General features: G+C 69.3%; 23 protein-coding genes and 1 pseudogene. 12 read left to right on the top strand and 12 right to left on the bottom strand.

Going from position 1 to position 23,670, the window contains the following annotated elements:
* Window positions 1–3: 3 nt before the first annotated feature.
* The gene (locus E1P53_RS09745; RefSeq protein WP_131734172.1) at window positions 4–429 is read left to right on the top strand and encodes an ATP-binding protein; all 426 of its coding nucleotides are present in this window, start codon (window positions 4–6) and stop codon (window positions 427–429) included.
* Here E1P53_RS09745 and E1P53_RS09740 read toward each other — a convergent pair.
* The 5 genes and pseudogenes from E1P53_RS09740 to E1P53_RS09720 all read right to left on the bottom strand — a co-directional run bounded on the left by E1P53_RS09740 (window position 419) and on the right by E1P53_RS09720 (window position 5,362).
* Complete coding sequence (locus tag E1P53_RS09740; RefSeq protein ID WP_131734171.1) at window positions 419–1,282, bottom strand: glycosyltransferase family 2 protein; 864 nt, start codon at window positions 1,280–1,282, stop codon at window positions 419–421. The genes E1P53_RS09745 and E1P53_RS09740 overlap by 11 nt on opposite strands.
* On the bottom strand, window positions 1,279–2,259 hold the full coding sequence (locus tag E1P53_RS09735; protein WP_131734170.1) for a hypothetical protein: 981 nt from the start codon (window positions 2,257–2,259) through the stop codon (window positions 1,279–1,281). The genes E1P53_RS09740 and E1P53_RS09735 overlap by 4 nt, the downstream gene beginning before the upstream one ends.
* A complete protein-coding gene (locus tag E1P53_RS09730) occupies window positions 2,256–3,359 on the bottom strand; it encodes a glycosyltransferase (protein WP_131734169.1) in 1,104 nt (367 codons plus the stop codon). Before E1P53_RS09730 ends, E1P53_RS09735 begins: the two co-directional genes overlap by 4 nt.
* Window positions 3,352–4,494, bottom strand: a pseudogene (locus E1P53_RS09725) (glycosyltransferase). Before E1P53_RS09725 ends, E1P53_RS09730 begins: the two are co-directional and overlap by 8 nt.
* A 220-nt stretch (window positions 4,495–4,714) precedes the next feature.
* A complete protein-coding gene (locus E1P53_RS09720) occupies window positions 4,715–5,362 on the bottom strand; it encodes a PAS and ANTAR domain-containing protein (RefSeq protein ID WP_131734168.1) in 648 nt (215 codons plus the stop codon).
* Between the two features lie 230 nt (window positions 5,363–5,592).
* Between E1P53_RS09720 and E1P53_RS09715 the strand changes: the two genes are divergently transcribed.
* From E1P53_RS09715 to E1P53_RS09700, 4 genes are all read left to right on the top strand, one after another.
* The gene (locus tag E1P53_RS09715; protein WP_006900329.1) at window positions 5,593–5,865 is read left to right on the top strand and encodes a hypothetical protein; all 273 of its coding nucleotides are present in this window, start codon (window positions 5,593–5,595) and stop codon (window positions 5,863–5,865) included.
* A gap of 78 nt (window positions 5,866–5,943) precedes the next feature.
* Window positions 5,944–7,302: a hydroxysqualene dehydroxylase gene (locus E1P53_RS09710; protein WP_131734167.1), complete on the top strand. Its 1,359-nt coding sequence runs from the start codon at window positions 5,944–5,946 to the stop codon at window positions 7,300–7,302.
* A 23-nt stretch (window positions 7,303–7,325) separates the two neighbouring features.
* Entirely contained in the window at window positions 7,326–8,111 is a 786-nt protein-coding gene (locus E1P53_RS09705) for a PaaI family thioesterase (RefSeq protein WP_131734166.1), read from the top strand.
* Between the two features lie 239 nt (window positions 8,112–8,350).
* The gene (locus E1P53_RS09700; protein ID WP_006900332.1) at window positions 8,351–9,292 is read left to right on the top strand and encodes a phytanoyl-CoA dioxygenase family protein; all 942 of its coding nucleotides are present in this window, start codon (window positions 8,351–8,353) and stop codon (window positions 9,290–9,292) included.
* 7 nt (window positions 9,293–9,299) lie between these two features.
* Here E1P53_RS09700 and E1P53_RS09695 read toward each other — a convergent pair whose 3' ends face one another.
* The 3 genes from E1P53_RS09695 to E1P53_RS09685 are packed head-to-tail and all read right to left on the bottom strand — an operon-like array spanning window position 9,300 to window position 12,285.
* On the bottom strand, window positions 9,300–10,439 hold the full coding sequence (locus tag E1P53_RS09695) for a CoA transferase (protein ID WP_131734165.1): 1,140 nt from the start codon (window positions 10,437–10,439) through the stop codon (window positions 9,300–9,302).
* Window positions 10,440–10,472: 33 nt separating this feature from the next.
* The gene (locus tag E1P53_RS09690; RefSeq protein WP_131734164.1) at window positions 10,473–11,477 is read right to left on the bottom strand and encodes a MaoC family dehydratase; all 1,005 of its coding nucleotides are present in this window, start codon (window positions 11,475–11,477) and stop codon (window positions 10,473–10,475) included.
* The gene (locus E1P53_RS09685; protein WP_006900335.1) at window positions 11,470–12,285 is read right to left on the bottom strand and encodes an HpcH/HpaI aldolase/citrate lyase family protein; all 816 of its coding nucleotides are present in this window, start codon (window positions 12,283–12,285) and stop codon (window positions 11,470–11,472) included. The genes E1P53_RS09690 and E1P53_RS09685 overlap by 8 nt, the downstream gene beginning before the upstream one ends.
* Before the next feature lie 199 nt (window positions 12,286–12,484).
* On the opposite strand from E1P53_RS09685, the gene E1P53_RS09680 reads away from it, so the two are divergent.
* Together E1P53_RS09680 and E1P53_RS09675 are read left to right on the top strand one after the other, a co-directional pair.
* Entirely contained in the window at window positions 12,485–13,636 is a 1,152-nt protein-coding gene (locus E1P53_RS09680) for an acyl-CoA dehydrogenase family protein (protein ID WP_131734163.1), read from the top strand.
* A gap of 34 nt (window positions 13,637–13,670) precedes the next feature.
* Window positions 13,671–14,414, top strand: a complete 744-nt coding sequence (locus E1P53_RS09675) for a GntR family transcriptional regulator (RefSeq protein WP_131734162.1) — start codon at window positions 13,671–13,673, stop codon at window positions 14,412–14,414.
* Window positions 14,415–14,497: 83 nt separating this feature from the next.
* Here the strand turns inward: E1P53_RS09675 and E1P53_RS09670 are convergent, their stop codons facing one another.
* A complete protein-coding gene (locus tag E1P53_RS09670) occupies window positions 14,498–15,979 on the bottom strand; it encodes an MFS transporter (protein ID WP_006900338.1) in 1,482 nt (493 codons plus the stop codon).
* A gap of 100 nt (window positions 15,980–16,079) precedes the next feature.
* Here E1P53_RS09670 and E1P53_RS09665 point away from each other — a divergent pair, with 100 nt between their 5' ends.
* Both E1P53_RS09665 and E1P53_RS09660 read left to right on the top strand, forming a co-directional pair.
* Complete coding sequence (locus E1P53_RS09665) at window positions 16,080–16,583, top strand: MarR family winged helix-turn-helix transcriptional regulator (protein WP_131734161.1); 504 nt, start codon at window positions 16,080–16,082, stop codon at window positions 16,581–16,583.
* On the top strand, window positions 16,580–17,452 hold the full coding sequence (locus E1P53_RS09660; RefSeq protein ID WP_109238531.1) for an SDR family oxidoreductase: 873 nt from the start codon (window positions 16,580–16,582) through the stop codon (window positions 17,450–17,452). Before E1P53_RS09665 ends, E1P53_RS09660 begins: the two co-directional genes overlap by 4 nt.
* 57 nt (window positions 17,453–17,509) lie before the next feature.
* On the opposite strand, the gene E1P53_RS09655 is transcribed toward E1P53_RS09660, so the two are convergent.
* Complete coding sequence (locus tag E1P53_RS09655) at window positions 17,510–18,892, bottom strand: FUSC family protein (protein ID WP_131734160.1); 1,383 nt, start codon at window positions 18,890–18,892, stop codon at window positions 17,510–17,512.
* A 64-nt stretch (window positions 18,893–18,956) separates the two neighbouring features.
* Between E1P53_RS09655 and E1P53_RS09650 the strand changes: the two genes are divergently transcribed.
* A complete protein-coding gene (locus tag E1P53_RS09650) occupies window positions 18,957–19,463 on the top strand; it encodes a MarR family winged helix-turn-helix transcriptional regulator (protein ID WP_131734159.1) in 507 nt (168 codons plus the stop codon).
* On the opposite strand, the gene E1P53_RS09645 is transcribed toward E1P53_RS09650, so the two are convergent.
* Window positions 19,460–20,341 (bottom strand): siderophore-interacting protein, encoded by an 882-nt coding sequence (locus E1P53_RS09645; protein ID WP_131734158.1) that lies wholly within the window; start codon window positions 20,339–20,341, stop codon window positions 19,460–19,462. The genes E1P53_RS09650 and E1P53_RS09645 overlap by 4 nt on opposite strands.
* A gap of 103 nt (window positions 20,342–20,444) precedes the next feature.
* On the opposite strand from E1P53_RS09645, the gene E1P53_RS09640 reads away from it, so the two are divergent.
* The gene (locus tag E1P53_RS09640) at window positions 20,445–21,509 is read left to right on the top strand and encodes an enoyl-CoA hydratase/isomerase family protein (RefSeq protein ID WP_006900344.1); all 1,065 of its coding nucleotides are present in this window, start codon (window positions 20,445–20,447) and stop codon (window positions 21,507–21,509) included.
* Window positions 21,510–21,558: 49 nt separating this feature from the next.
* Window positions 21,559–22,335 carry an enoyl-CoA hydratase gene (locus tag E1P53_RS09635; protein ID WP_131734157.1) on the top strand — a complete coding sequence of 259 codons (777 nt, stop codon included), beginning with the start codon at window positions 21,559–21,561 and terminating at the stop codon, window positions 22,333–22,335.
* Window positions 22,336–22,423: 88 nt separating this feature from the next.
* Here the strand turns inward: E1P53_RS09635 and E1P53_RS09630 are convergent, their stop codons facing one another.
* Window positions 22,424–23,662 (bottom strand): metallophosphoesterase, encoded by a 1,239-nt coding sequence (locus tag E1P53_RS09630; protein ID WP_131734156.1) that lies wholly within the window; start codon window positions 23,660–23,662, stop codon window positions 22,424–22,426.
* Window positions 23,663–23,670 lie beyond the last annotated feature (8 nt).

Genomic DNA, 23,670 nt, shown 5'->3' with positions numbered 1-23,670 from the left:
TTGATGACCGATCCTGATGCCACTTCCCAGCTGTCAGTAGACGGGGGGACGCCGACGGTCCTACGGGTTCCGGCGGCCACCGATCGCCTGGCGCTGGTGCGCGCGGTCGTCGAAACAGCCCTCTACATCGAGGACTGGGTACTCGACGACGTGATCGACGCCAAGGTCGCGGTCGATGAGATCTGCTCACAGATCATCGCCGCAGCCGTCGAGGGATCGTCGATCCAGATCACCCTCCAGATGACGGACAACGGTGTCGCCGGCGAGGTCCGCGGCGACCTCGTCGACGGCGTGACCCTCGACGAGTCGAGCTTCGGGTGGCGCATCGTGCGGACGGTGACCGACAGCCACACCATCACCTACGACGACGCGACCGGCGCCGATTCGGGTCGTACGGTCACGATCCGGTTCTCGAAGGTCAGGGGCTGACCCGCCCGGTCGCTCTCCAGGCGTCGTCGGCCGCGTCGTAGGCGATGAGCCCCAGGTCGGCGAAGCCGTTCAACCAGCCCTCCATCGGCCAGAAACCCCAACGGCGGTGGAAGACCCGCGCGTTGCGCAGGATGTCCCGGAGATGTTCGACCGGGGGATCGGACACCGGGTGATGCTGATGGTAGGCGTGGGCGCCACCCACCCAGGCGTTCCGACATCGCTTGCTCCGGGCGCACAGGGCGAAGTCGGTGTCCTCACCGCCGTAACCCTCGTATCCGGTGTGGAAGCCGCCGGTGTCTTCCCAGTCCGGGGCGAGGACCGCGAACGAGAGCGACCAGAACAACGTCATCGCAGACGAGAACTCGACGCTGTCGTCGCGGGGTGCCGGACGGGCCGGATGCGGTGCCGCGAACCGGCGGAGTTCGCGGGCGTCGAATGTCGGCTGGTCCTCGGGTAGGTAGGTGACCGGGCCGCAGAACAGGAGTTGTGGTCCTGCGTCGGTGGCCGCACGGAGGTACCGCGCGAGAAGTGCCGGGTCGGGTATGCGATCGACATCCAGGAACACCACCAATCCAGCTCCGCGTGAGATCGCCTCGGCTGCACCGGTATTGCGGGCCTCGGCGAGTGGCAGGGCGTCGCCGCTGCCGCGCATGTGCACCAGGGAGACCGGATGACCGTGCGGGGCGTAGTCGTCCACGAGGCCGCCGATATGGGGATCGTCCATGGCCACCACGACGTGGACGAGCGGCGTGAGGGTGGAGTGCGCGAAGGCCTCCAGTTGCCTCCGCAGATGAGCATGCCGGCCGGAGACGATCGTGATGACCGCCACGGCCGGGTCAGGTCCGCCGGTCATCGGTGGGCCACGGACTCGACGGCCCGCGCCGCCCGCTCGGCCGCGCCGCGGGTGTGCCAGCGATCCCATTCGGGCGCACGATCGCCGACCGAGTCGACGATCGCCCTCCATCGTTCGGGCGTCGGCCATGTAGAGGCGACGAGCGCCAGTTCGGCGCGGGCGAGGGTTGCCGCCGTTGTCCGCTGCTCGGCGAACGGGCGGTCCTCGGGGATGACCACGGCGGGCCGACCGGCGGTCGCGGCGTCGGCGACACTTCCCTGACCGGCACTGATGACGGTCAGCCGAGAGCTGCAGAGGAAGGGCCACGGATCGTCGACCCACGTCCCGAAGGCCGGCCCGAGCGTCACGACGTTCAGATCCGGCAGGTCCTCGGCGAGCCGTGATGCGGGGTGTGGTGACCGCTGATCGCCTCCGGCGCCGGTGAGGACCAGCAGGTCGGCGGCGAAGCTCGGATGAGAGACCGGCGGACGTCCGTCGAACCTCGAGATGCCACCGGTGAAGGTGGTCTTGTGACGGTGCTCCTCGAGCCATGCCGGACGGTACAGATCCTCCGGCCACGGGGCGAGGATGGCGTCGGCCGCGCGATACGCGAGCTGGTGGGGCGGGTCGTCGCGGTCGCCGGGCATCGCTATCACCACGACGGGCACGCCGAGGAGGCGCAGGAACAGGGTGACCTCCACCGATACGTCGACGACCACCGCCTTCGGCCTGCGCTCGGCGACGAAGGCCGCGAGTCGGGCCATCCGGTTGCGGAGTCCCGCATCGTGACGGGGCGCCCAGTGCAGCAGCCCGTGCACGTCGACATCGACCGGATACGCGTCGGCGTCGTCGCGATCGAGACGGACGACCTCGGCGAACGCGGGGTCGGCCAGATCGGCGCTGGTCAACGCCACGACGTCGGACCCGATGTGCGCGGCGACGGCCGCGGCCCGCGAGCAATGCCCCTGTCCCTGGTGGTGGACGTAGCAGCCGATCATGCCGAGACCTTCACGCTGGGCCGGTGCGCACGCCGCCTGCCGGCGACCATCTGTTCGTAGATCGCGCGGTACCGGCCGATCATCGCGGCGTCGGAGCAGTGCTGCTCCGCGCGGCGGCGCACGAGGCGTCGATCGAGGACGATCGCCTCCTCGGCCGCGTCGGCGAGAGCATGGACGTCGTCGGGCGCCACGAGGACCCCCGAGCCGGCGTCGACGATCTCGGGGATGCCGCCGCGGGCGAAGCCGGCAACCGGTGTTCCGCAGGCCAGCGATTCCGCGACCACCAGGCCGTACGGCTCGTCCCACACCGGGGTGACGAGCGTGGCTCCGCAGGACCCGACCAGTCGGGCCAGGTCGCGCTGACGAAGATGTCCTTCATAGGTGACGTGGTCGCCCAGGGCCGGGGCCACCCGATCTCGGAAGTATTGCTCGTCGCTGATCCGACCGGCCAGCCGAAGCCGGCGGCCGGCCAGGCGGGCGGCCTCGATTGCCAGGTGCGTGCCCTTCTCCGGGACGATCCGCCCGAACCACACCAGGTCGTCGCCGCCGGGTCCGCTCGTCCATCGGTCCAGTCGGACCCCGTTGAGCACGACCGGGACCGTTCCCAGCACGTGCGCCCAGGCCTGTGCGGTGTGTCGGCTGACCACGACGCATCGCGTGCCCGGCGCGAGGGTCAGTGCGGACTCGAGCCAGGGGGTGGGCGGCGTGTGCAGGGTGGTCAGCATCGGGGTCTGCACCGACGGTCCCATCGCGACGGGCAGGTAGTGGAGGCTGTGGTTGTGGATGACGTCGAACTCGTCTGGGTTGCGCGCCAGCTCGAGCATCAGGGACAGGTAGGAATGATGCTCGTGCAGGACCTCGGCCGGCGGCATGGACACATCCGCCCGGGCCGCGGCCGACGGCTCGAAGAGGCGGCCCCGCAACCGATCCGAGTCGATGGGTAGATCGCAGCCGGCCCCGGCGAAGAGGGTGACCTCGTGTCCGGCAGTCGTGAGTGCGCGCGTCAGATGCCAGACATGAGACTCCAGGCCACCGGCGAAGGGTTGGGCGATCGGGTACCGGCTCGACGCGATGATCGCGATCCGCAGTGACTCACGCATGCAGCACCCTTGTGTAGAGGGCGGCATGCTGTTCGGCGATGGAGATCCGCTCGGTGCGCCGGTCCGGTCACAGCGCCGGCACCGGCCTGTTCTCGTAGGCGTCCGCGAGTGCTGCGACGAGGGAGTCGGGATCGAACCGGTCCTCGGTGAGCTCATAGGTCAAGCAGTCCCGTTGTTCGTGGTAGAAGCCACAGGACGGGGCGATCACCGCGGTGCCGAGATCGTGGCAGGCCTCGAGCCAGCCGGAATGGGTGCCGAAGCGGTAGGGCAGGACCGAGACCGACACTCCCTGGAGGTAGTCCCACAGCTGGTCGTCGTCGAAGTATTCGTGGACCCGCACGCTCGCGTACGGGTGCCTGGACAGCGCGAGTGCCGCGGTTCCGAAATCGGGGTTGTACCAGTGGTTTCCGGGAACGAATATCTCGTCGTGCAGATTGATCTGGATCGTCACGTCCGGATAGTCCGACGCGGCGTCGAGCAGCGTCAGGATGACCGGTAGCGGATCCATGTTCGCGCGGACGCTCTTCGCGTGGACGCCGACGACGAAGTCGTCGGTCGCAGGTTCGCGTGGGCCGAAACGGGCGGGAGGGATCACGTGGGGGTGCGGGATGACCGTGGCCGCGCGGTTCCAGCGCCTGGATATTGCGTCCGCGGCGCCGTGGGTCGGCGTGATCAGTTCGTCTGCCGCGGGCACGAGGATGTCGAGGACCTCTTCGTGGGCTCCGGGGTCCGGATGATGCGGGTTGCGCAGATCGTGCAGGGTGTAGACGAGCGGCTTGCCGTGCTTGCGGAGTTCGGCCACCACCGCCGACATCACCGAGGGTTCCACCGCGTCGAAGCCGAAGTGGATATGGAACACGTCGAAGTCGTTGTGGTGCTGTGCGATCCAACTGGGGTCGAGCATGAGCGGTGGCCACCATCCACCCGGGACCTTGGCGCCGTCGGCCGGTACGGGGTCGGCCAGGCGGGTCACCGAGACCTTGCCCGTGTCGAGGTCGCTCACCGTGCCGTTGACCGGCGAGAGGTGTCGGACATACACGTGCGATGCGGGGACGGAGGCGACGCGGATCGTAGTCGCGGCCGTTGTCGAGCCGGTCTCGTTCGCGGTGGGAATCTCACCGCCGGCGGGATCGATCGTCGCCGAACCGCTGGACCCGATGATCTGCTGTCCGTCCACAACTGCTCCTATGGGCATCCATCGCAAGGCCGTGAACGGCTGACTGCTCAACCGGGGAGGGCCGCGTGATCACGGCGACTCGGCGCCGGGCGCCGACGATGCCGGCGCGCGAACAGCGTCTACCCGATGGATGAAGCGGTGAAACCCGTTGCGGGTGCAGGTGTGACGGAACCCCGGTTCAGTTCTCGGGTTCGTGGGCGTTGAGCAGGAGATGGTCGAACGAGCGACGCGCGGGGTCGGGGAGCACCACGTACTTGTGTACGCGCGAGACGATGTTCTTGGCGAGCTCGTTGACCTTCACGTTCGCGGTCTGGGAGCGCCAGCGCATGACCTCGAAAGCGCGCTCGGGACTGACGCCGTAGGCCATGGAGATCATGCCCTTGGCCTGCTCGATCACGCCCTGGTTCTCCCGGAAGCGCGCCACATGCTCGTCGACCTGGTCCTTGACCGCCTCCTCGTCGTAGCCGGTGAGGTCGAGGTAGAAACCCTCCGCGCCGACGGGCGAGCCCGACTCGTCGAGCATCTGCTGGGAGACGACGGCGACGTGGTGGACCTGACCGGAGGTGTCCAGGATCCGGTGCTTGCTGGAGAAGGGCGTGCGGCGCCGGATCATCTCCACCACCATCTCGTCGAAGGCGTGCCGGTCGTCGGGATGCTTGTGGCTGGCCAGCAGCTCGGTCGTCGGGGTGACCTCGCCGGGTTCGTACCCGTGCATCACCGCTACCTCGTCGGACCACTCCCACTTCTCGCTGTCGAACCAGAAGCGGAAGCTTCCCACGTGACGGATGCGGGAGATGTCTGCGGTGCGGTCGTCGGTCTCTGGCACGGTTATCCCTTGGACTCGAGGAAGCACGCCTATCGGGCAGGATCGGCACACGGATAGCACTAATTCAGCCGCGGTCTCGGGCGGAGACTGCATAGTACCGAACAACCGTTAGCAGAGAGAACCGGCCGATCGGACCCAATCCCGGTATGGGTCTTCGTGCAGCGGCCCTTCGCCAGCATGGATGCCTGCGCCGGTGTCTCGAGCTGTGACCTGCGGGTACACCTGTCGGCATGAGCGCAGACGACCAGGCGTCAGAGGCAGCGGCGGCCACCGAATGGGTGAACCCCGACCTGACGGTGACGGTGGGCGCCGAAGACGTCGACGCCGATCACCTGGACCGCGATCCCGTCGAGGACGGCGTGGACCCGCCCGAGGACTGGACCGCCGCCGACCGCACCGGTACCACCGCCCGCGAGCAGCGCGAGGGGGAGACCGTGTTCACGCGCTCCCGCTCGTCTTCGGGGCGATCGCGGCGTTCGGTGCCGCGAGGGACGTCACGATGACTCCGGCGGGTCCAGAAGAGTGAGACCGATTTCTCGAACCGTCTCATTCGAGCGTGATCGGCCGCTACTCTGAGGCGCATGCACTGCGTGGTCGTGGGTGGGGGACTCGCCGGATTGGCGTCAGCGGTTTGGCTTTCCGAGGCGGGGCAACGCGTCACCCTGCTCGAACGTCGCGGCTCGCTGGGCGGTCGCACCATCTCGATGCCGCTCGCCGCGGTCGACGACATCCCCGACAACGGCCAACACGTCTTCGCCAGCGGTTACACCGATCTCATGCGCTACCTGGAGAGCGTCGGCACGCGTGAGCACGTCGAGTTCCCCGGGCACATGACGTTCCGCATGCCGGGTGGGGGCACCCGCAGATCGGCGTTCGGCGGACTGACCGGCCTCCGTGCCGCACTCGGTGACCTTCCCGGCGTCACGGGTCTGGACAGGCTGCGGACCGCCCGTGCCCAGGCGACGTTGATCCGGCAGGCGTTCCGTCAGCCGGAGTGGCTGGACAAGGTCACCGCCGACGAGTGGTTCCGCCGTATCGGGATGCCACAATCGGCGCGAAAAGCGTTGTGGGACGGCATCGTCATCGGACTCACCGGCGACAAGACCGAGATCTCGTCGGCGAAGGTCCCGGCCGATCTCCTGGTCACCGGGGCGCGCCGGGCGCTCGCCTCGCGCACGCCGGTGTCCATCGGGTTCCCGACGGTCGACCTCGACACGCTGTTCATCGCGGGGGCGGAGAAGAGGTTCGCCGACGCGGGCGTCGACGTCCGGCATCGCGCCGTCGTGTCGTCGATCGACGTCGCCGACGGCAAGGTCACCGGTGTCACGCTGTCCGACGGGGCCAAGGTCGAGGCCGACGCGGTGATCTGCGCCGTCCCGGTCTGGAACGTCAAGGGCATGCTCGATCAGGTCCCCGGACACGAGAGGATCTACGAGGCCGCCGACACCCTCACCCCGGTGCCGATCGTGAGCGTGAACCTGTACCTCGACCGCTCGATCGGGATGGAGGACTGGGGCGAGATCCTCTACGGCGGGGAGGGCGTCCTCGAGCAGGTGTGGGATCGCCAGCGAATGCACGGTCGCGATCCGAAGGACAACTGGTTCTACTCGACGACCGTCTCGGCCGCCTACGACCTCATCGGCAAGACCAATGCCGAGATCACCGACATCCAGATGGACATGCTACGCAGGTACTACCCGCAGGCCGCCGGCGCGCAGGTCGTCCACAGCCACGTGGTCCGGATGCCGAAATCGACCTTCGCGCAGCGGCCGGGGACGGCCGGCATCCGCCCCGACCAGCGGACCGCGGTCGAGGGCCTGGCTCTCGCCGGCGACTGGACCCGGACCGACTGGACCACCACGATGGAGGGCGCGTGCCAGAGCGCCGCTCGTGCGGTCGAGGTGATCCTGGAATACGCACGATCGCGCCACCACGCCTAGACGCGACACGCTAGGTTCGCCTCATGCCCACGACTTCTGCGTTCTACATCGGCGGCCCGGAGGTCATGCTGCGGATACGCGGCATGGAGATCACCGCCGAGCGGGGCACGGGCCGGATGCAGACCGGTCCGTGGCTCGCCGATCCCGACGCCGGCATCGCCCGCGGGGCGCTCGGCGTCGCCCTCGACGACGTGACCGGCTACCTCGTCGACTCCGGGAGCCCGCACGGGCAGTGGCCGGTGTCGCTGGGCATCCGGATGGATTTCATCGCCGATCCGGCGCTGGACGGATCTCCCCTCGATCTCTCGGGAGAGCTGGTAGTCCGCTACGACGGCGGCGCCATGAGCAGGGGCGTCGCCACCGATGCGTCGGGCGCCACGATCGCGACGATGATCCAGCGGTCACACCTCGTCTCGGCGCCCGGCACGCCGGGTGACCACGCCACACCAGAATTGCTGTCCGCCCCCGAGAGCCCGGTGCGCGAGCAACTGGGTCTGCGCACCTCGACGCCCGATCGGCTGACGATGGCCCCGACGCCGTTGTCCGCCAACGGGATGGGCAGCGTTCACGGCGGAATCCTCGTCTGCTCCTCCGAACTCGCCGCGATGACGGCGATCGAGGCGGGTGGCAGGTTCCGGACGGCGAGTGTCGACATCGTGTACGTCAGACCCTGCATCGCTTCCGAAACAACGACTTTCACGTCCGAGATCGTCCATCGTGGTCGCTCGCTGTCAGTGGTCCGGGTGGTCTCGTCGAACTCTCCGGGACGGGCGTCGTCGATCGCGACCGTCGTGCTGCAGAGGATCTGACGCCCCCAAAGAGCGGCTCTCACCTGCATGGTTGCGCGGGACCGTCCGCGGCTGGCAGGGTGCACTCAGGCGGACCTTCGCGGCGCGTCACCCGACGCGCCGAGCGTGGCCGCATCTCGCGCGTCGGCGTGACAGAGGGTTGTGCCGACGCTTGTGCACAACACAATCATTTGCCTGCCGCTTCGTAATCACCTATTCGCACAAGCGGCCTGCCGGATGAGGGAAAGGATCGCAAGATCGTGGTAACTCAAACAGCAAGCCAGAACACCGAGATCATCGACACCCGTTCCGATGTCCGCGAGACCGGAGTCGCCGCGGGCGTCGACGTCTACCGAACACGACTGCCGCATCGCGGCCAGATCGAGCCGCGGCCGCACAACACCGTGTGGGGCAGCATGAAGAACCCGGGGCCGCTGTCGCCGCCCGAGCTCCGCCGGTACGCCGAACGCGGCTACCACACCGAGCCGAAGGTGCTGTCCCCCGAGGACATCGAGACCTGCCTCGGAGAGGTCACGGCGATCACCGAACGCCTGGGAGACGACGACAGGGTGATCCGCGAGCCCTCCAGCGGTGACGTGCGATCGCTCTTCGCGGTGCACCGGCTCAGTGAAGCGATCGCCGAGATCGTGAACCGCGAGTCCATACGCGGTGTCGCAGAACAGATCCTGGACGACGAGGTCACCATCCACCAGAGCCGGGTCAACCTGAAGCCGGGGTTCGCGGGCGGACCCTTCTACTGGCACTCCGACTTCGAGACCTGGCATGCCGAGGACGGCATGCCGGCGCCGCGTGCGCTCAGCGTGTCACTGGCGCTCACGCCGAACCTCTCGACCAACGGTCCGTTGATGATCATCCCGGGTTCGCACCGGCGCTTCGTGAGCTGCGTCGGAGAGACGCCGGACGACTACCATCGCGAGTCGCTGACGTCCTACCGGCCGCCGTTCGGGACTCCCGAGGAGGAGGACGTGCGGGCGCTCGCCGACGAGCTCGGGATCGACACCATCACCGGTCCGGCCGGGTCGGCGCTGTACTTCGACTCCAATTGCCTGCACGCCTCGGGCGGCAACATCACGCCGTACCCGCGGAGCAACCTCTTCGTCGTGTTCAACGCGAAATCCAATGCGCTGCAAGCGCCGTTCGGAGGGACGCCGCCACGACCGGATCACCTGGCCCACAGGTGAGCAGAAGCTAGAACCCCGTCGACGATCCCAGTTCCGGGGCGGGTCCGGTGAAGTAGTGCTCGCCGTCGAACGCCGCCGGCAGTCCGGCGGCGAGGTACCGGCCGATGCCGGGCTGGTCGAGCTCGGTGAACAGCGGATTGCGTTCCAGCGCTCCGGATTCGACGACCTCGTCGAAGGTCCGGTACCGCGCGGACAGCACCGATCGCGCGGACAGCGCCTCCTCGACCTCGGCGGTGGTGTGCCGGGCGAACCATGCCGCGAACAGCGGGGTGACGACGCCGCGGTGCGTGTACCGGTCGGCTTCCTTCGTGAAGTCGGCGCCGAGTGCCTTCTCCACGGCCGCCACCGCATCGCCTGTCCCGGTCATGGCGACCAGGTCGCGCCAGTGCCGAGGGGTCAGGGCCACGATCATGAACCGTCCGCCGTCCGCGGTGACGAAATCGGTTCCGTAGGTTCCGTACACGTCGTTTCCGGTGGCGGGACGGGTGCCGTTGCCCAGCTGCGGTTCGGTGAGGTAGCCGAGGGTCCCGGCGATGGCCAGCGCGGTGTCCTCGAGCGGCAGCGTGATCTGGGCGCCCTGGCCGGTCCGGTCGCGTCGGCGGACCGCGGCGGTGACGGCCAACGCCGCGTACAGGCCGCAGGCCACGTCCCACGCCGGCAGGACGTGGTTCACCACGCCCGCGTAGTCGGTGGGTCCGGTGATCGCCGGGAAACCGAGTGCGGCGTTGACCGTGTAGTCGACGCCCGGGGTTCCGTCGGCACGCCCGAGCAGTGCCAGTGTGATGACGTCGGGACGTTTCGCCGAGAGGGTCGCGTGGCTCATCCACTTACGCCCGCCGGCGTTGGTGACGAGGATGCCGCCGCCGGGACCGCTCTCGGTGACGAGGTCCTGGATCAGCTTCTGGCCCTCGGGCGCACGGAAGTCCGCGGTCACCGATTTCTTGCCGCGATTGAGCCCGGTCCAGTAGATCGACCTCCCGTCGGCGGTCACCGGCCAGCGGTTGGTGTCGGCGGCGCCGCCGATCGGATCGACCCTGATCACCTCGGCCCCGAGCTGGGACAGGGTGAGGCCGCACAGGGGCGATGCCACGAAGCTCGACACCTCGACGATGCGGAGTCCGTCGAGTGGACGCGGGTTGGTGCTCATGGAAAGACCTCTCGGGTGTCGCGGTTCTCGGTGTCAGGCCATCAGGACGTCGTAGCGCCAGTCGAGGACATCGCGATCCTCGCCGTCGCCGTGTGCGACGACCTTCGACCGGAGTTTCAGGACCCCGCCGCCGGAGGGCAGCGGGGTGGCGGACACCACCGTGATCTCCGAGCTGAGGGTGTCGCCCTCGCGGACCGGCCCGGTGTGGTCACAGGAGTCCCAGCCGAGCACGGTCACGATGTTCGGCAGCGCCCGGTTCGCCTGTGACAGCGCGAGTCCGATCGTGTGCCCGCCGTAGACGAGGCGTCCGCCGGCGGCCTTGCCGGCCACGCGCTCGTCGTGATGGGTCGCGGCGATGTTCAGCGACAACCGTGCGAGTTCCGGGGCGCTCGACACGACATCCGCGCTGGAGCGGAACACCGTGCCCTCCAGATCGGTCGAGAAATGCCGTCCGCGTACCGATTCGCGGAAGGCCGCGAGATCCCAGTCGGGCAGCGCGGGTGCGGTGTCGCCGGCGGGACCGATCGTGCTCAGGTCGTCGGCGTGAATCGTGCGGCCCGGATCGGCGCCGGGGCTCAAGGGGAGCATCGCGCACCGGTAGAAGTCGAGGACGGTGTCGCCGTCCTGATCGGTGGTGACCATGTGCAGTGCGGCGAGCCCGGTGGGCGCGCGTCCCGGCCTGGGCTTGTTCTCCCGCAGGCCGACGACCTCGGTCACCGTGGTCAAGGTGTCGCCGATCCTGGGGTGGCCGATGAACCGCAGGCCGCGGTAGAAGAGGTTCGCCTTCACGTGGTGGGTCGCCAGCGTCGACTGGCCGATGGCGACATCGGTGACCAGGCCGGGGTGGGCGAGCACGCCGTCGCCCAGTACGCGTCCGGACAGGTGGGCGTCGAGCGACAGTCGCAGCCGGTCGCCGAGGATCGCCTGGTGGGTTGCGGCCAGGCCTGCCGTCAGCGTGAGCGACGGCGCGTCGTCGAAGACCTGGCCGTGCGTCAGCTCGTCGAAGTACGGCCCGCCGACCTCGATCGCCTCACCCATCGAGTCCGGCCTTCGCGAGGGTCTTCCTGGCCGCGACGGCAAGCGCCTCGTCGAGCATCCGCCCGTCGAGCTCGGCGGCGCCGGCGCCTGCCGAGGCCGCCGCATGGAGGGTCTCGAGCACACGTCGGGCGTCCTCGATGGCGGCCGCGTCCGGGGTGAATATCTCGATGGCCGTGGCCAATTGGGCCGGGTGGATGACCCATGTCCCGTCGAAGCCCAGGTCGCGCACCCAGCGCTTGGCGGCGCGGAAGGCCTCGTCGTCGGCGATGGTCAGGTGCGGCCCGTCGATCACGTCGACGCCGGCGGCCCGGGCGGCGAGCAGGACCTGATCCTGGATCACGTGCCAGGTCTGCATCGGCAGTCCCGGCGTGCGGCCGAGGGCTGCGCCGAGGTCGGCATAGCCGATCAGGACGGCGTCGAGCCGGTCTGTCGCAGCGCAGATCTCGGCGGCGTCGCGAATCCCGCGGGGCGTCTCGAGCAGTGCCTGCAGCCGCACCGCGGACCCGCCGAGGCGCCGGTCGGCCTCCTGGAGGTCGGTCGGGCTGTCGGCCTTGGGGAGCACCACCGACGTCAGCCCGGGCATCTGTGCGCAGGCCGCGAGATCGGCTGCCGCCCAGGGGGTGCCGATCGCGTTGATGCGCAGGGAGACCGCGCGGCCGGCACCGTGCTCGGCGACGAGCTCGCCCGCTGCCGCACGGGCGGAATCCTTGTTCTCCGGCGTCACCGCGTCCTCGAGGTCGAGGACCACCTCGTCGGCGTCGGATGCCAGTGCCTTGCGGGCCTTGCGGTCGTCGGAGGCAGGCGCCACCAGTACGCCTCGTCGTCTCTGCACCATTGCTCCCAGTGTCGTAACGACCCGGTTCCCGAGTCGGACAAATGTGCGGCCAAAGTGAGGCCGTTCCGGTTCTATCAGAACCCAATAAGGCTTGTGAAGGGTTGACATCGATGCGGGCCGTCCGAAAAATGGCCGTACAAATCCTCCGTCTCCGACACCTTGGGACCAGTCCATGAGCACGCTGTCAGCCGAAGAAGCCTTCCTCGTCGAGACCGTCCGGTCGTTCATCGATCGAGAGGTCAAGCCGACGGTGCAGGAGGTGGAACACGCCAACACCTATCCCGAGAAGTGGATCGAGCAGATGAAGCAGATCGGGATCTACGGGCTGGCGGTGCCGGAGGAGTACGGCGGCTCGCCGGTCTCGATGCCCTGTTATGCGCAGGTCACGCAGGAGCTCGCACGCGGCTGGATGAGCCTGGCCGGTGCGATGGGCGGCCACACCGTCGTCGCCAAGTTGCTCACCCTGTTCGGCACCGAGGAGCAGAAGCAGGCCTACCTGCCACGGATGGCCACCGGCGAGCTGCGCGCGACGATGGCCCTCACCGAACCCGGCGGGGGCTCGGACCTGCAGGCGATGACGACGATCGCCAGGGAGGACGGCGACGACCTGGTCGTCAACGGCGCCAAGATGTGGATCAGCAACGCCCGGCGCTCCGGGCTGATCGCGTTGCTGTGCAAGACCGACCCGAACGCGCAGCCCCGCCACAAGGGCATCTCGATCGTTCTGGCCGAACACGGACCGGGCCTGACGGTGTCGCGCGACCTGCCGAAACTCGGGTACAAGGGCATCGAGAGCTGCGAGCTGTCCTTCGACGGCTACCGGGTGCCCAAGACCGCGATCCTCGGTGGCGTCCCGGGCAAGGGATTCGGGCAGATGATGAAGGGCCTGGAGACCGGCCGTATCCAGGTCGCCTGCCGTGCACTCGGTGTCGCGACTGCGGCACTCGAGGATTCGCTGGCCTACGCCCAGCAACGCGAGTCCTTCGGGCAGCCGATCTGGAAGCATCAGTCGATCGGCAACTATCTGGCGGACATGGCCACCAAGCTCACCGCGGCCCGGCAGCTCACCTGGTATGCGGCCGAGCAGTACGACCGCGGCGAGCGGTGCGACATGGAGGCGGGCATGGCCAAGCTGTACGCCTCCGAGGTCGCCATGGAGATCGCTCTGAACGCGGTGCGAATCCACGGCGGCTACGGGTATTCCACCGAGTTCGACGTCGAGCGGTACTTCCGCGACGCCCCGTTGATGATCGTCGGCGAGGGCACCAACGAGATCCAGCGCAACGTCATCGCGTCGCAACTGGTTGCGCGCGGCGGCATCTGAGGACGCGGCGCGAAACGATGCGGGAGCACCGGTGATGAGTGAGGGTGGGCAGTCCGAGCCGGCGTACAAGGTGCTGGCCGCCGAACTGCGCTCGCACATCGCCGCCGGCCGCTACCGCGGCGGGGTCCGGCTGCCGACCGAGTCCGAGCTCTCCCGCGACTACGGGCTGAGCCGGCAGACGGTCCGGCGCGCGTTCCTCGAACTCGTCACCGAGGGGTCGGTGTACCGCGTCCCCGGGCGGGGGACCTTCGCCACCGAGAACGTCGGACAGTACCTTCGTCAGCTCGGCTCGATCGAGGACCTGATGAACCTCTCGGCCGACACCGAGATGAAAGTCCTCGAAGCACCTTCGCGCCGTGTCGATCTCGCGGCCGCGGGCCGCCTGCGCCTCGACACCGACGTCGTCTACCGGATCGTCTTCCAGCGTTTCCACGACCAGGTGCCGTTCGTGGTGACCACGGTCTTCTGGCCGGAGTCCGTGGCGCGCCTGGTGCTCGACTCGCCCCAGGTGCGGCAGGGGGCCACGAGCGACCTCACGATGATCGGCCTCATCGAACCACATCTGCAACATCCGATCGACGAGTGCGCGCAGTCCATCACCGCCACGACCGCCGACGCCGAGACCGCCGGCCGGCTCGGCTGCGAGGTCGGGCATGCGGTGCTGCGCGTCGACCGGCTCTACTCGGACTCGCAGGGGCGCGCCGTCGAGCTCGCGGTCAGCCACTTCCTGCCCGAGCACTACACATATCGGGTGACGCTGCGGCGCAACAACCAGTGAGGGTCGCGCGCGAAACGTCGGCAGGGACAAGGCAAATGGCCCGGCAGTCGGGAGACCGCCGGGCCATTGCGCATCGGTAGGGGTCAGTGCCGGCGCGCCTCGACCGGCTCGTCGACGAGGTCGGACACCGCGCCCTTGGTGGGGATCAGCAGCGTGATCGCCACACCGACGAAGGCGGCGGCCGCCGCGACAACGAAGCACCAGGTGAACGTCGACTCGTCGGGGATCTGCGCGCCGCCCAGCGAGATGGTGGAGCTGGCCAGGATCGCGGCCATCACCGCCGAGGCGATCGTGGTGCCGAGCGAACGCATCAGGCCGTTGAGGCCGACGGCCGCTCCGGCCTCGGTGACCGGCACCGAACCCATGATGAGGGTGGGCATGGCGGCGTATCCGATGCCGACGCCGATCGCGCAGATGATGGAGGCCAGCATCAACTTCCAGGCCGCGTCCATGAGGAAGAAGGCGAACAGGTAGCCCAGGCCGAGGATCGTCGCGCCGATGGCGAGGGTGAACTTGGCGCCGATCTTGTTGATCAGCAGACCCGAGAGCGGGGCGAAGAACATCATCATGAGGCCGCCGGGCGCCAGCCACAGGCCGGCCGCCAGGATCGTCTGGCCGAGACCGTAACCCGTGGCCTCGGGCATGCGCAGGAGCATCGGCAGGATGATCGACTGCGCCATCATGCCGAAGCCGATGGCCGCGGCGGCGATGTTGGTCAGCAGGACGGCGGGGCGTGCGGTGGTGCGCAGGTCCACGAGCGGATCGTTCTGGCGCAGCTCGAAGAATCCGAAGACGACCAGCACCGCCAGGCCGGCGGCGCCGAGGCCGAGTGTGGTGCCGGAGGTCCAGCCCCAGTCGTTGGCCTTGGACACCGCGATGAGGAAGGCCGAGAGGCCGATGGCCAACAGGATGGCGCCGGGGACGTCGAGACGGCCGCCGGCAGCGGTGTTGATCCGCGGGAGGACCAGGCCCACGGCGGCGACGATGAAGATGCCGAGACCGGTGGCCACCCAGAACAGCGCGTGCCAGTCCCAGGTCTGGACGATCCACGCCGACAGCGGCAGGCCGATCGCGCCACCCACGCCGAGGGTCGCCGACATCGCAGCCACCGCCATCGAGGTGATGTTGGGCGGCGTGATCTCGCGGATGAGGCTCATGCCGACGGGGATGAAGCCCATCGCGAGGCCCTGGACGGCGCGACCGATGATCAGCGGGACGAGCGTGTCGCCCAGCGCGCACAGCAGCGAGCCGAGGGTCAGCATGACCGCGCTGCCCAGCAGGACGCGCTGCTTGCCGAACATGTCGCCGAGGCGGCCGGCGATCGGCATGGCGACGGCGGCGGCGAGCAGGGTGGCGGTGATGATCCACGAGGCGTTGCCGATCGACGTGCCGAGAAGGCGGGGGAGATCGGGCTGGATCGGGATGATCAGCGTCTGCATCAGCGCTGCGACGAGACCGCCGAAGCACAGTGTCACGACGCTGAGAACGGCTCCGGCGGGGACCTTCGGGGCGGCGTCGGGTTGGTCGAGTGACGCTTCCGGCGTCGAACCGTGTCCATGGCTCATACGAATCTGAGGCCTCCTTCGAGGTATGCAGCATACATATGTAACGTACACAGACAAACCTGACAGTAGATTGTCCTGGTCGAATGTGATGGAGGAGACAATGTCCGAGGACCACGCACCGTGGCAGTCGCCGGTGCACCGAGACCTGGCGGCCGAGTTGCTGCGCATGTCCCGGCGCAAGGGGCTGGTCCATCCGTCGGTGGGGCTGGAGAAGTCCGCGTTCGCGATCCTGTGGATCCTGTCGGACGGACGGCCGCGCACCCTGCGCGAACTCACCGCGGAGCTCGAGCTCGAGCAGTCCACCGTCAACCGGCAGGTCAACGCGGCGATCAAACACGGCTACCTGGAACGGTTCGAGGTCGAGGGATCGCTGTCCAAGCTGATCCGTCCCACCGAGAAGGGGATCGAGGCCTTCCGGCGCGACGGCCTGCTGCGGGCCGAGCGGCTCGAGCAGGTGTTCGCCGACCTCGCACCCGGCAGCCCCGAGGCGCTGCTGCACGAATTGCGGGCGTTCAACGACGCCTATGAACGGACGCAGACCCGGCACGGCGCCGGCGAGCGTGACGAGAACACCGAAGAGAGATTCAAGAGAGGACTGGGATGACCACTGGGGGCGGCACATACGCGGTGACCGGATCGGCGTCGGGAATGGGGGCGGCCGTGGCCGCATCCCTGCGGGACGCGGGGCACACGGTCATCGGCGTCGACCTGAGGGACGCCGACGTGGTCGCCGATCTCTCCACGGGCGACGGACGCAAGAAGGCCGCGGCAGAGGTGCTGGCGAAGGCGGGCGGCAGGCTCGACGGCGCGGTTCTCGCCGCCGGCATGGGGCCGAGCAAGGGTCGCGAGCGGATGATCACCGAGGTCAACGTCCTCGGGGTCACCGAACTCCTCACCGCCTGGCGTCCGGCCCTCGCCGCCGCGGACAAGGCGAAAGTCGTCGTGTTCGGCTCCAATTCGACGACCGTCACGCCGATGGTCCCGCGCGGTGCGGTGCGACGCCTGATCAACGGCGACACCGCGCGCGCCACCAAGCAGATCCTGCGTCGTCGTGGCGTCACCGCGCCCGTCGCCTACGCGGCGTCGAAGATCGCGGTCACCCAGTGGTGCCGCTGGCAGGGCACCAAGCCCGAATGGGCGGGGCAGGGCATCCGGATCAACGTCATCGCGCCCGGCCCGGTGATGACGCCTCTGCTCGAGGCGCAGCTGAACAGCCCGCAGGCCAAGGCGGTCACGTCGTTCCCGGTTCCGGTGCGCGAGTTCGGGACCCCCGAACAGCTCGCCGCATGGGTGATGACCATGTTGTCGCCCGCCGCCGACTTCATGGCCGGCAGCATCGTCACCGTCGACGGCGGGACCGAGGCCCTCATGCGGACCCGGGACTGGCCGGCCCCGCTGCCGCTGCGCGGCATCCCCAAGCTCGTCTGGAAGATGTACCGCGCGCCCAAGGAGGGGCAGGTCGCGAAGTACTGACGCCGTCAGGGTCCCCGGGGTGGACGGGGTACCCGGGCCGCGTGGGGCTCGGGAACCTCAGTCGTCCGCGCGAACGGTCAACGCCGCCAAGGCGACACCGATGACGACGCCGATGAGCGTGTCCCCGACGCGGGCGGCCGCGACATCGGCCCCGACCGGATTGCCGATCGCGGTCAGCAGCAGCGCGGTCCCGGTGACGAAGGTCGTCGCGGCGGCGTAGTTGCGGGTCACGGTGAGTTCGGCGCCGGTCTGGCAGGCGACGGCGGCGATCGCCAGCGGCCAGTAGCCGGGATCGACGGCCAGGAACGCCGCGGCGAGCACCGCGCCCGCCGCGTTGCCCAGCAGTCGCTGGATGCCGCGCTGCACGGTGTGGGAGTAGTTCACGCCCTGCAGCGTCGCGACCGCGCCGAGGATCGCCCACAGCGGATGGGACAGGCCGCACGCCGACGCCAGGCCGCCCGCGACGAGCGAGGCGACGCCCACCCGGGTCGCACCGGACCACAGGCGGCGATCTGTCGTGCGCTTGCGTGTTTCGCGGCCGCGTGACGCGGGGAGTCCGGCTGCCGCCGCGTCGACCCGTGGTGTGCCGATGTCGCTGCGCACCCTGCGGAGCTCTGCCTCCAGGCGGGCGAAGTCGTCGAGGGCCGCGGTGTCGGCTCGGCGGCCGTCGAGCGTGGCCTTCGCGGCGTCGACGAGCGCGAGGAGTTCGAGCACGTGACGGTCGACCCGCCGCGAGGGGGTGTCGGCCAGCGCATCCCGCGCGCGATCGATGGCCGCCCGTGCGGCCGGAACCGCGTCGGCGCCCAGCTGCTCGACCTCGGCCACCGCGGCCAGCGCGCGGGCGAACGCGATCCGGGACGGGCTGTGCGGATGCGTGAGCATCGGCGCCATCGCGACGAGCCAGCCGACGAGTCCGCCCGCCGCGGCCGCTGCGACGGCGTGGCCGGCGGCGACCGCGGTGTCGGCATACCCGGCGGCGCCCGTCGCCGCGAAGATCATCACCACCGGTCCCGGTCCCGTGATGCCTGCGACCTGCACCAGCCAGTACACGAGGGCGGCGGCCGCCGACACGGCGACGACCTGCACCCAGATGCCGGCGCCCGTGACGCCGAGCATCGCCCCGAATGCCGTCGAGGCGACGATGAGCCCGGCCACCCCGGCGAGTCTGTGGGCCAGCCGCGGGTACGGCTCGTAGCGCAGGAACGCCGACGCCAGCGCGCCGAGGGCCGCGAAACCGGCGACCTCGGTCTGCCCGGACAGTCCGCCCGCGACCAGGACGATCAGGACCGCGAGCCCCACCCGCAGCGCGACGGCGGTGGTGGGATCCGCTCGTCGTACCTCCAGCGCTCCCCGCCAGGCGGCCGCCGACACCGAATGCGCCAGCGCGCCACGTGAGACGCGCAGTCGGGTGCGGAGGCGGTCGGGCGAGGGGACGATCATGCACCCCATATTAGTTTATTGGTAAATTATCTATAAAACAGTTGTCCGAAGAGGGGATCGCCGCATGTCAGAGCGCCACGAGGATGCCGACGTCGTGGAGAAGGTCCGTGCCGGGTGGGCGGTGCGCTACCCCGACCTCGACCTCAGGCCCGTCGACGTCATCGGGCGGACGGTCCGGATCGCCGCACTGGCACTGGCCCGCCTGGACCGCGACCTCGCGTCGAGCGGGATCACCCGCACCGAGTTCGACGTCCTCGGCGCCCTGGCGCGCAGCGACACCCCGCTGCGCGCCAGCGAGGTGACGTCGGTGACCGGGATATCGGGGGCCTCGACGACCAAGAACGTCGAACGGCTGGTGGCGATGGGACTCGTCGAGCGCCATCGCCTCGAACGCGACGGTCGCGTCGTGCTCCTGTCGCTGACGGACGAGGGGAGGGCCCTCGTGGACGAACAGTTCCCGCGTCGCACCGAGGCCGAGCGACGGATGCTCGACGGACTCGACGACGCCGAGATCGCGACGCTGACCGAACTGCTCCGGCGGGTGACGCGCAACGTCGAGGGGCGGGGCTAGAGGCCGGCGCGCTCGAGCGCCTCGTCGAACTCCTCCGCCGCCTGCTTCTCGCTCTTGCCTGCGGCGAGCGCCTGCTGATAGACGGCGAACAGCTCGGCACTGTGCTCCGCATACGCCTGCGACCACCGCTCGCCGTCGCGCCGCCAGTAGCCGATGACGTCGTAACGGTCTCGGCCCCAACCCAACTCGTCACGCAGGTGCTTGCGTACGGCGCGGGACTCGGCGGCCTCGCCGGCGAACCAGCAATAGCCGCCGGCGGTCGGCAGGTCGAGTGCGCGGATCGCCTCCGCGAGCCCGCTCGGTGATCGTCCGTTGCCGCCGACGAGGGTGATCGTCTCGACCTCGCTCGTCACGTCGCGCGCGAGGTAGCCCAGGTCCGTCGGGGTCGGGACCTCGACGATCGTCGTGACACGAACGTCCGGGGTGCATTCCTCGACGATGCGGGCGAGTGCGGGCAGCCCGGCGAGGTCCGCGGCCAGCACCAGGCTGCGGGCATCCGGCGGCGGGGCGAACCAGCCGCGTGCGTGGGTCATGACGACCTCGTGACCGGGCTCGGCGCGCTGCGCCCAGCTCGTCGCGGGGCCGGCGTCGTGGACGACGAAGTCCACGGTGACCGTGCGCGCCGTGGCGTCGACGGCGCGGATCGAATAGTTGCGGCCCTCGGGAACCGGGTCGACGTCGTGGTAGGCCCAGGTCCCGTCCCGGCACTCCATGTCCGGTGCGGAGGTATGCGGGGGCGCCGGGAAGTAGATGCCCACCGCCTCGTCGGCCACACCCGGCAGGCCGAGTCCGGGCAGGTCGGCGACGGCGAAGACGAGTCGTCGCAGGTTGGGTGTCAGGTCGGCGACGTGGGTGACGCGTGCTCTCGAGTAGCCCATCCGGCCACCGTAACGTCGGAGGCGGCGGACAAGGGCACTGGTTTCTATTACTAGGATATGCAACCATCTGTGGAGGCCTGTCGGTGTGGAGAGGAGTTCGCGCGTGTCGGAACAAACAGGGTCGGTCCTGGCGGAGGAGAACGGATCGGCGAGGTCGCTGATCCTCAACCGCCCGAAGTCGATCAACGCCATCGACCACGAGATGGTCACCGAGATGGCGAAGCTGCTCGACGGCTGGGCCACCGATGACGCGGTGGCGGCCGTGGTCCTCTACGGCGCCGGGGAGCGCGGCCTGTGCGCGGGCGGCGACATCGTCGCCATCCACCGCGACGCCGCGGCGCTGAGCGGCAACCCGGACGCCACCGACCTCGACGCGGAGAACTCGCCGTCGGCGAAGTTCTGGTTCGACGAGTACCGGCTCAACGCCGCGATCTCGCGGTTCCCCAAGAAGTACGTCGCGATCATGGACGGCATCGTCATGGGCGGCGGCGTCGGCGTGTCCGCGCACGGCAACACCCGTGTGGTCACCGACCGCACCCGCCTGGCCATGCCCGAGGTCGGCATCGGCTTCGTGCCCGATGTCGGCGGCACGCACCTGCTCTCGCGCGTCCCGGACGGCCTCGGCCTCTACGCCGGCCTGACCGCGGCGCACCTGAGCGGCGCCGACGCCATCGCGATGGGCCTCGCCGACCACTATGTCCCGTCGGAGTCGCTGCCCGAGTTCATCGAGGCCATCGGCTCCTCGGGCCTCGACGCCGCACTCGGGCGGTTCGCGACCGAGGCACCCGAGTCCAAGCTCGCCGCGCAGCGCGGGTGGATCTCGGAAGCCTTTGCCGCCGAGACCGTCTCGGAGATCATCGAGCGTTGCCGAGCCGTCGGGACCGAGGAGGCGACCAAGACCGCCGACACCATCGCCGCGAAGTCGCCGACCGCGCTGGCGGTGACCCTGCGCTCGCTGCGCGAGGCCGCCGGCGACGCAACTCTCGAGGACACCCTGGTCCGCGAATACCGGGTCTCCCTGCGTTGCCTGCTGCACCCCGACATGGCCGAGGGAATCCGCGCGCAGGTCATCGACAAGGATCGGAACCCGAGTTGGGCAGAATTCTCCGAGGCGAGTGTCGAGAAGTTCTTCGCGCCGCTGCCGCACGACCTGACATTCGACGCCTGACCGGGCACTGCCCACCACCGCAGCTCACGAAACGGAAAGAAGGAAGACCGTGACCGAATACCAGACCATCCTCGTCGAACGCCGCGGCCGCGTCGGCATCATCACGCTGAACCGCCCGAAGGCGCTCAACGCGCTGAACTCGGAGCTGATGAACGAGGTCGTGGGCGTCGTCAAGGAGTTCGACGTCGACGAGGGCATCGGCGCCATCGTCATCACCGGTTCGGAGAAGGCCTTCGCCGCCGGCGCCGACATCAAGGAGATGTCCACCAAGACCTACGCCGAGGTCGCCAACCAGCAGTTCTTCGGAGCCTGGGACGAGCTGTCGCGCACCCGCACCCCCATCATCGCCGCGGTCACCGGCTACGCGCTCGGCGGCGGCTGTGAGCTCGCGATGCTCTGCGACACCATCATCGCCGGCGACAACGCGGTCTTCGGCCAGCCGGAGATCAACCTCGGTGTCATCCCCGGCATCGGCGGCTCGCAGCGCCTGACCCGCGCGGTCGGCAAGGCCAAGGCGATGGACATGATCCTCACCGGCCGCCAGATGAAGGTCGACGAGGCCGAGCGGCTGGGCCTGGTCTCCCGCGTCGTGCCGAAGGAGGAGGCGCTCGCCAAGGCCATCGAGGTTGCCGAGGTCATCGCCTCGAAGTCGCTCATCGCGGCGTCCCTGGCCAAGGAGGCCGTCAACCGCGCGTTCGAGTCGAGCCTGGCCGAGGGCGTCCGCGCCGAGCGCGCCCTGTTCTACTCGACCTTCGCCACCGACGACCAGACCGAGGGCATGGCCGCGTTCGTCGAGAAGCGGGATCCCGACTTCAAGCACCGCTGATCTGACTTCGTCACGAACCCACCCTTCTTCGGTACTTCTCCCGGTTCTCGGCCGGAGGATCTGGCAGAAGAAGGGTGGGTTCTTTTTGTCAGGGACTCGCCTGCAGCGTGAACATCGTGATCTCCGGCGGCGCGAGGACCCGGACCGGCGGGCCCCAGGCCCCTGCGCCGCGTGTCGTGTAGAGGGTCGTGTCCCCGAAACGTTCCAGACCGGTGACCGAGGGCTGTTGCAGCGGAACGAGATAGCGGATGGGCCATAGTTGCCCGCCGTGCGTGTGTCCGGAGAATTGCAGCCCGACGCCCAGCTCAGACGCCTCGACGACCTGTTTGGGCTGATGGGCGAGCAGGAGGACGAAATCGTCGGGGTCGGAGCCCTCGAGCGCTGCCGGGAGATCGGGTTCATACGGTTCGGGCGCGGTGGCGTCGTGCACGCCGGCGAGCTGGATGGTGGCCCCGTCGACCGTCAGTGGGACCCGGTCGTTCCGCAGGGTGCGAACCCCGAGTTCCTCCCACACGTCGAGCCAGCGGCCGCCGTCGTCGGAGTAGTACTCGTGGTTACCGCTCACCCCGAAGACGCCGAGCGGCGCGCGGAGGTCCGCGATGGGTTCGAGGGTGTCGCGGACGAGCGGGATCCTGCCGTCGGTCAGGTCGCCGACCAGCAGGATCAGGTCGGGCCGCCGGGCGTTCACCTGATCGACGACGCGCCGGGTGAACGACGCATCGCGGGTCGGCCCCACGTGCAGGTCGGAGACGACGGCGATCCGTAGTCCGTCGAATTGCTCTGGCAGTCCGGGCAATTCGGCGCCGACCTCGGTCACCTGCGGCCTGGAGGCCTCGACGATGCCGTATGCGGTGGTGCCCAGCGCCACGACGATCACCGCGGCGGTCGCGATGCGCAGACGACGCAGACGGGCGGCTGCCGAGCTGTCCGGGGTCTCGGTGTCCGGGGTCTCGGTGTCTGGGGTCTCGGTGTCTGGGGTCTCGGAATCCGGGGGCTCGCCATCGGCTTCGGGGCCCTCGGTCCGGGACCGTCGGCGGAGCCGGCGAACCGTGCTCGCACCGAACGAGACCAGGCCCACCGCCGCGAGCCCCAGGAACAGGTAGAAGAAGGCGGCCAGCCAGACGAACCCCGCGAAGGCGAGCGGCCGCGCCCACCCTGGGTCGAACCACCGCCCGGTTACGAATCCGACCAGTGCGAGGGCCCAGAGCACGACCAGTGCTGCGTCGACGACGACCGACCAGGGCCGGGGGAGCGCGGTGGCCCGTACGAGGCGTCGGTGCAGCCAGAAGGTGAGCAGGCCGAACACGACCGCGGGGATGAGAGCCACCGGACCAT

Source organism: Gordonia paraffinivorans, assembly GCF_900683595.1.
GTDB lineage: Bacteria > Actinomycetota > Actinomycetes > Mycobacteriales > Mycobacteriaceae > Gordonia > Gordonia paraffinivorans.
This window is presented reverse-complemented; position numbering and strand designations above follow the sequence as displayed.